4 protein-coding genes and 2 pseudogenes are annotated in these 5,885 nt (G+C 56.7%); 5 read left to right on the top strand and 1 reads right to left on the bottom strand.

The features are described 5' to 3' along the window. Positions 1–100 precede the first annotated feature (100 nt). From A9513_RS14535 to A9513_RS14515, 5 genes and pseudogenes are all read left to right on the top strand, one after another. Positions 101–787: a hypothetical protein gene (locus A9513_RS14535; RefSeq protein WP_065327448.1), complete on the top strand. Its 687-nt coding sequence runs from the start codon at positions 101–103 to the stop codon at positions 785–787. A 769-nt stretch (positions 788–1,556) separates the two neighbouring features. Continuing rightward, positions 1,557–2,678, top strand: a complete 1,122-nt coding sequence (locus tag A9513_RS14525; protein ID WP_065327447.1) for a hypothetical protein — start codon at positions 1,557–1,559, stop codon at positions 2,676–2,678. A gap of 110 nt (positions 2,679–2,788) precedes the next feature. After that, positions 2,789–3,142 carry a hypothetical protein gene (locus tag A9513_RS34950; RefSeq protein WP_176707241.1) on the top strand — a complete coding sequence of 118 codons (354 nt, stop codon included), beginning with the start codon at positions 2,789–2,791 and terminating at the stop codon, positions 3,140–3,142. Positions 3,143–3,186: 44 nt separating this feature from the next. Next, the gene (locus A9513_RS14520; protein ID WP_065327446.1) at positions 3,187–3,996 is read left to right on the top strand and encodes a hypothetical protein; all 810 of its coding nucleotides are present in this window, start codon (positions 3,187–3,189) and stop codon (positions 3,994–3,996) included. Positions 3,997–4,681: 685 nt separating this feature from the next. Next, positions 4,682–4,933, top strand: a pseudogene (locus A9513_RS14515) (hypothetical protein); the annotation flags it as partial. A 231-nt stretch (positions 4,934–5,164) separates the two neighbouring features. Here A9513_RS14515 and A9513_RS14510 read toward each other — a convergent pair. Beyond that, a pseudogene (locus A9513_RS14510) lies at positions 5,165–5,785 on the bottom strand (OprD family outer membrane porin); the annotation flags it as partial. Positions 5,786–5,885: the final 100 nt, after the last annotated feature.

Here is a 5,885-nt window from a genome sequence, read left to right as displayed (position 1 = left end):
GCTTGAACTCGGGGCTGTATCTCTTGCGCTTGGACATGAACACTCCTTCAGCTCAGCGTGAGCTTACTCGAAAGTGTCCGTGCTAACGGGGTAGAACCCCTTGCTGTTGTCGGGTTGCACCAGCATCACCCAGAACAATATCTCCAGTTGGTACCAACTGCGCGAAAGTGATCCGCCCACCTACGCCGTGGGGATAGCAGGCTTCGATGGAAAACTCGAAGACCCACATGGCCAGCGTCTAACGCTTCGATTCCGAGATGCGGCAACCAAGACCCATGCGGTAGAAATCACGATCAGGAACGGCTTCAAGAACGATGGAACCTTCGTTCTGCCGCTGACGCCTCGTGGCTACGAGCTGTACCAGTTCGAACTGCAGTATTTCAGCCATGAGGTCCAGGTTGAGTCCGGTGAATACCGGAGCTCGTGCACATACTCGGGGGGGGAGGAAGGCAAGCGCTCGAAGAGTTACACAGCCACCAACACTTCGACCTGCAGCTCGGGACCAGTGACCTATACCGAGGAGCGATTCGCCACCTACATCTCACCCAAGTTCTCGGCACCCTTCAAGCTCAGCCCGAACAGGACCTCATACATCGGCAACTTCCTGGTTCAGTGCGATTTCCAGATTGCTTACAGCCGGAACTCCGCACAGTCATGCTGGCTGAACTACGGCATGGGTGATACGGCCCCTGTGAGGCAAGCGATAACAAAGGGCAACTATCCCCCGCTCGCTATCGTCCCCTTGGAAGTGGGGGCTATTGAAAGTCAGATTCACTCAGCCTATTGAGTGCCAGCAAACTGGATTAACCACTCCCGAAATCAGGAACCAAACGATGCCCCCGGGGCTAGCCACACTCAGCACACTCTCCGGATCGCCCCGCACTTCTTCAATGAACGTTGTTGGACTCGACAAATCACATTCCCGGAAGACCTAGAAGTAAGGTTGGTCGTCTAACGAGCAAATGCAGTGATCACCTAGGACATCCGCATGGCGTTCCAGCACTCGCAGCGCCGAGACATCGTCCCGATCTACGAAGAGTACGCGTATTTGGTAGGTGCGACGGATTGGCAGGAGGCACTGGCCACCTTCATATCGGAGCTTCTGGCGGCGTACGATCGATATGGCAAGCACCATCTGCCAGTGATGATATACCTGGAGGCCCAGCTGGGGTGTGGGGCCAATGAAGGAGCTAACGCTGAGCGGAGTCAAAGCTGTGTATAGAGAGGCGATTGACCCTGCGGCCCCAAATGCAGAGTGGGCCAGCTGGTGGGCGGCTGTGGCCACAGAAGCTCGCACCGTAGTGTCGGCGCCGACGGAAAAGGCAGCAGGAGAGATCATCGCCTGGTGGCACAGGGAGTGGAGTGCAGTCGAAGACCACCCTAGCGCCTGCGCTCTGCGGCCCGAAAACTCAAGACCTAATCTCCGCACCTAACTTCTCTTCCCACCGTGGGTTTTACGAGCCACGGCGCCTGGTCGCCTAAGGCCTGGATAGCACTACGCCACCCCTCTCGGATATCCTCCGGCCACGCAAACCTGAACGAGCAAGGACGACCGCATGCGCAAGCTGTTCCAGATCTGGCTATTCCTGACCATCTGCTCCATGACGGTCTACACCCCTTTCTACCTATTCGGGAACAACGCCCTCGACGCGGTAGAAGAGGTCACACCCGAAGATTTGATCCCATTCACCGGGTACAGAGGCCAGGACGATGAGCGCGTAGCAAATGCCCTGCGAGCCACCGGGATCGACACCTCCATGGAGTTGGAGGACGCACTGGAAGACAACAAGCTGCTCTCCAATGTGGAAATCCGCTACGCCACAGACCCTCAGTTGGTCCGTACCTCTATGGCTACCGGGCTGTCTATTGTTGAGGCAGTCGCAGACGCCGGAGATGGCCTGCAGCTGCGAATTGTCTTCACTGTGATCCCGAAACGCTTCCTAAAGTCCTGGACAATGGTGAACGGGGTGCTGGGCATGCAGATCAGTGACGGCAAACACTCCTACGAGATGCTTGAAGACCTGAACGATCAAGTCCACCTCTACGCACTTTTTGAGAAGTCTGGTCGAGCAGGTACCGAATCTGTCCAAAGGATGAAAGGCCGATTCAAGGTGTTATTGGCAGCCACAGAAGAGAGAGAGCGCGCGCGGCAGAGCGATCAGGCCGGCATCTCTCAAGCGGCCATTCCAAATCCGCTGGCAAATAGCGCGGCCACGGGGAGCGAGAACAGCACTAGCCCGCAGCAGCCAAGCCGCAATACGGCTGCCATCTCGACCGAGGATTACCTGAGAGGCTACAACGACCAACTCAATAAGGCCGATTCTGGAGCGCCGGCCAAAGCTCAGGCGTTCCAGTCGTCCCAACAGCCAAGCTCCGTCCTGTCTGCTGATGACCAAGCCGTTGGCGATGGCCACACTGCCGGCCCGACTAGCCGGCCAGGCCAGCTCACGCGGGCAGGAAATTACAGCATCGAAAAGATCGTGATCTTCCAGTTCGATGGCAAGCCCGCTTACTGCGCAGATGAAGGTATCGACGGACCGAACTGTCATGGAGACGCTTCGTCCTGGATCGGGGCGGGCACCCATGAGGACTACATGGACCCGGGCAGCTCCATTTGCATCGCCGGGGAGCCGGGGTGTCATTTGCCCCAGCACTTCCCGGCAGACATCCGGGGTTGAAATGAGAGGGGCTCATGTAGAGCCCCCGCTTCAGACTCGGTGCGCAAAGGTTGCCCTATCATTGGTTCAAATGTTTCCGGAGAGTGAGATTGAAGACAGGCCCCTTCGCCATGGCATTCGCTCTGGTCAAACCTTTCCTCGTCGTCTGGCGCACGATCGAGGTCGGCAAGTCGCTGCTGGTCTACGACGGTGCGATTGTCCTGGTCGAAGACAAGGAGGCTTGTGAAGCGCTCAATCCGCCAGCCGAGGATGGCTGCCGCATGAAAGGTCGCCTTGAGGCAAACATTAATCATACCTGGCGGCTGCAACCCATCCGGGTCGATGTTTATCCGCATGACCTCCGCCCCCTTCACCTATCGAGCAGACGACTACCGCATTTCTCGCATCGAGCCGGCCGTAATCGCGCTTCTCGTAGTGATATTGGCCCTCGCCCTATTGGGCCCGTTCGTAACCTGGCGAGATAGCTAGCATGAGCACGCTACCAGGCTTGAACCCGGGAAAGGCTCTGATGGCTGATCTCCGGGCCTTTCAGATGGTAAAGAATGTCGGTTGCCTCAAGGACGGGGCACATGCCGCATCTGTGCTAATGGAGGCTCATTTCGACCAGATCCTGAAACAGGTAAAAGCCGGCGACTGGGGTGCGCTCAACAATCTCTGTACCCTCTGCAGCAACTCGACTGAGGTCAACCTGCTGCGCCGCTATTTCATCTTGTTTCTGCCGGTGACTTTCAAGGCCGACGGAAAATACATGCGGGACAAGGCGCCCTATGACGAAGTTCGGGTGCGCAGGCTACTGGTCAGCCCTGCCATCTACAAGCGCCTCGAGGCAACAAAGCTGGTCATCACCCTAGACACCTTGGAAAAGATCCAGGTGGCCATAGAGCCGGTGGCAGCGAACTGGCGGCGCTACCTGCTCGACTATCTGAAATGGCCCCGGACAGACGCCCCAGTAGGCCTAGGCGCTCTGTTCGATGTGGAATGGGTTACCGCCGGCATGCTCGCGCACCATGGCTACCACGTGGGCCAATATGGCGAGCCCCGGCACACTCGGCTTCGGATACTTGAACAACTCCTGAAGTCGGACTTGCACAACACTCCCTTCTCTGAAGCCTATCTTCGGGAATGGGGTGGTCCCGGAGGCCTTGTGCGGCTACTCAAAATAGCGAACACCATCGCCGCACTGTGTCGCAACGCCAGGCGCAAGCCGGGGAATTTCCAGGCTGCAATTCAGGAGTGGGAATCGGACTTGGAGTACCTCCACGACACTCACTTCGTTCAGTTCCTAAAGACGCCATTAGGGACATGGCCCACAATCTAACGACGGGAGAAACCCGCCCCAGTATCGATCTTGAGTAACGCTCTCTTCAGCCTTGGCGAGAAGCACGCAGCCAAAAATGAAAATGCTGCCCGGAGGCGGCTGTCAAGTTAGGAGTGCATGTTTACTTCTTCCCGGCCAGTCGACTGCCCCTACTACCTTAAATCCGGCGTTACCTCTCTACATCTGCATCAAACAGAGATTTCATTCAAAAAAATCTCAGTTCTACATCACTGCAATGACATACCACCAGGGAACCTTCCGACCATGTCACTGCATTGCCCTAGCTGCCGCTCGCTCAGGATCTCCTCAGCAAACCCCGCCATGAAGCTCGGCATTATTGCCGGAACGCTTTGTGGCGCAGCTCGCGGTGCCTCAGTTGCGCTAGCAGCGAACCGGGTAGGACTAACCAGTCCTTACATGAGCCCCCTGAGCCTCTCTCTCGGATCTATTTCTGGAGCGATTCTCGGAGGTCTGACCGGCGCCATCAGTGGTTGCACACTCGGCGCTCAAGTTGGCAAGCAACTCGATCACTACGCACTAGCCAACAACATCTGCCTAAGCTGCGGCACTCGCTTCAACCTGCCGATCTGATCGGATCTCACCTTTCCTCCCCCCCTTAAATACCCGCCGGTGCTGCGCATGACGCAGCGCTGTATGCCGGCTATTGCCCAAAAGGAAACTCATCATGGCTCATCTCGTAGAAAGCATGGCATACGTCGACGCAACTCCCTGGCACGGTCTGGGTAGTCGCCTCTCCCCGAAACAACTGCTGGAAGTCAGGCTGCGTGAGGCCGGTAAGGATTGGCAGATAGAGGAAAATCCGGTCCACTTCAGAGCGGACGCGAATGGTCACCTAGGCAGCATCCACTCCTCCCCCGAGCAGAAGGTGCTCTACTGCTCCGATACGAAAGAACCTCTCTCGGCAGTCTCGCAACGTGCGCCGCTGGAGTTAGAAACCCGCAGCGTCGATTGGCTAGCCGGCGTACAACCGCCACGCAGCTACTAGCATCTTGTAGACGGCACGCTGTTGACTCCTGTGAAGTAGTCAAATGCCTTGAGATTCTGTGATAGGACAGAGACAGCGGTCAGGGAGAATTAAGCGCTGCTCTATCTGATAGCACTCTCTTGTTGGAGCCTGCAGTGTTAGCGCAGGCTCCGTAAACGTCCGTCAAAGAATCGACAATGGATACTCAATGATCAGACGCAGATCGTTCAGATCACCCTCGCCTTGATCAGAGTTCGCCCGGTGCCACGCCTGGCGTAGACGCATGGACAGATCTTTCATTGGCCCTGACTGCACCACGTATTTCGCCTCGAGGTTCAGTTCGTGGTGCTTCCCGTCATCACCATAGCGATTGCGATAGGCGCTATCGGCGCCTACCTTGCTACCGTCGATATCATCGCCTTTGACGTAGCGCGCCATCAGGTTTAGTCCAGGAACACCGTAAGCCCCCAAGTTAAGGTCGTAGCGGGCCTGCCACGAGCGCTCACCCGGGCCATTGAAGTCCGAGTACTGTATGGCATTACTCAGCCACACCGAATCGCCCTTGTTGCCAGCACCGTTACCAAACGCGATGGTGTCAAATGGCGTGTCGCCATGTACCTTTTGATACGCCAACGTGATTTTGTGGGCACCGAGAAAGCTATAGCCTGCTGCCATGGACCAGGTGGTGTTATTGATCTCGCCTGCATCAGCCTTGCCGGCATCTAGGGTGCGGTACAGATTGAAATCCAGGCTTAGTACCTGACTGCTAACCAGTGGCAGGAGATAATTGGCACTGGTGTAATACGGGTTCTACCCCGTTAGCACGGACACTTTCGAGTAAGCTCACGCTGAGCTGAAGGAGTGTTCATGTCCAAGCGCAAGAGATACAGCCCCGAGTTCAAGC

This window comes from Pseudomonas sp. AU12215 (assembly GCF_001675465.2).
GTDB classification, from domain to species: Bacteria; Pseudomonadota; Gammaproteobacteria; order Pseudomonadales; family Pseudomonadaceae; genus Pseudomonas; species Pseudomonas nitroreducens.
The sequence above is the reverse complement of the archived record's forward strand: the minus strand, read 5'-3'. Positions and strand labels throughout refer to the sequence as shown.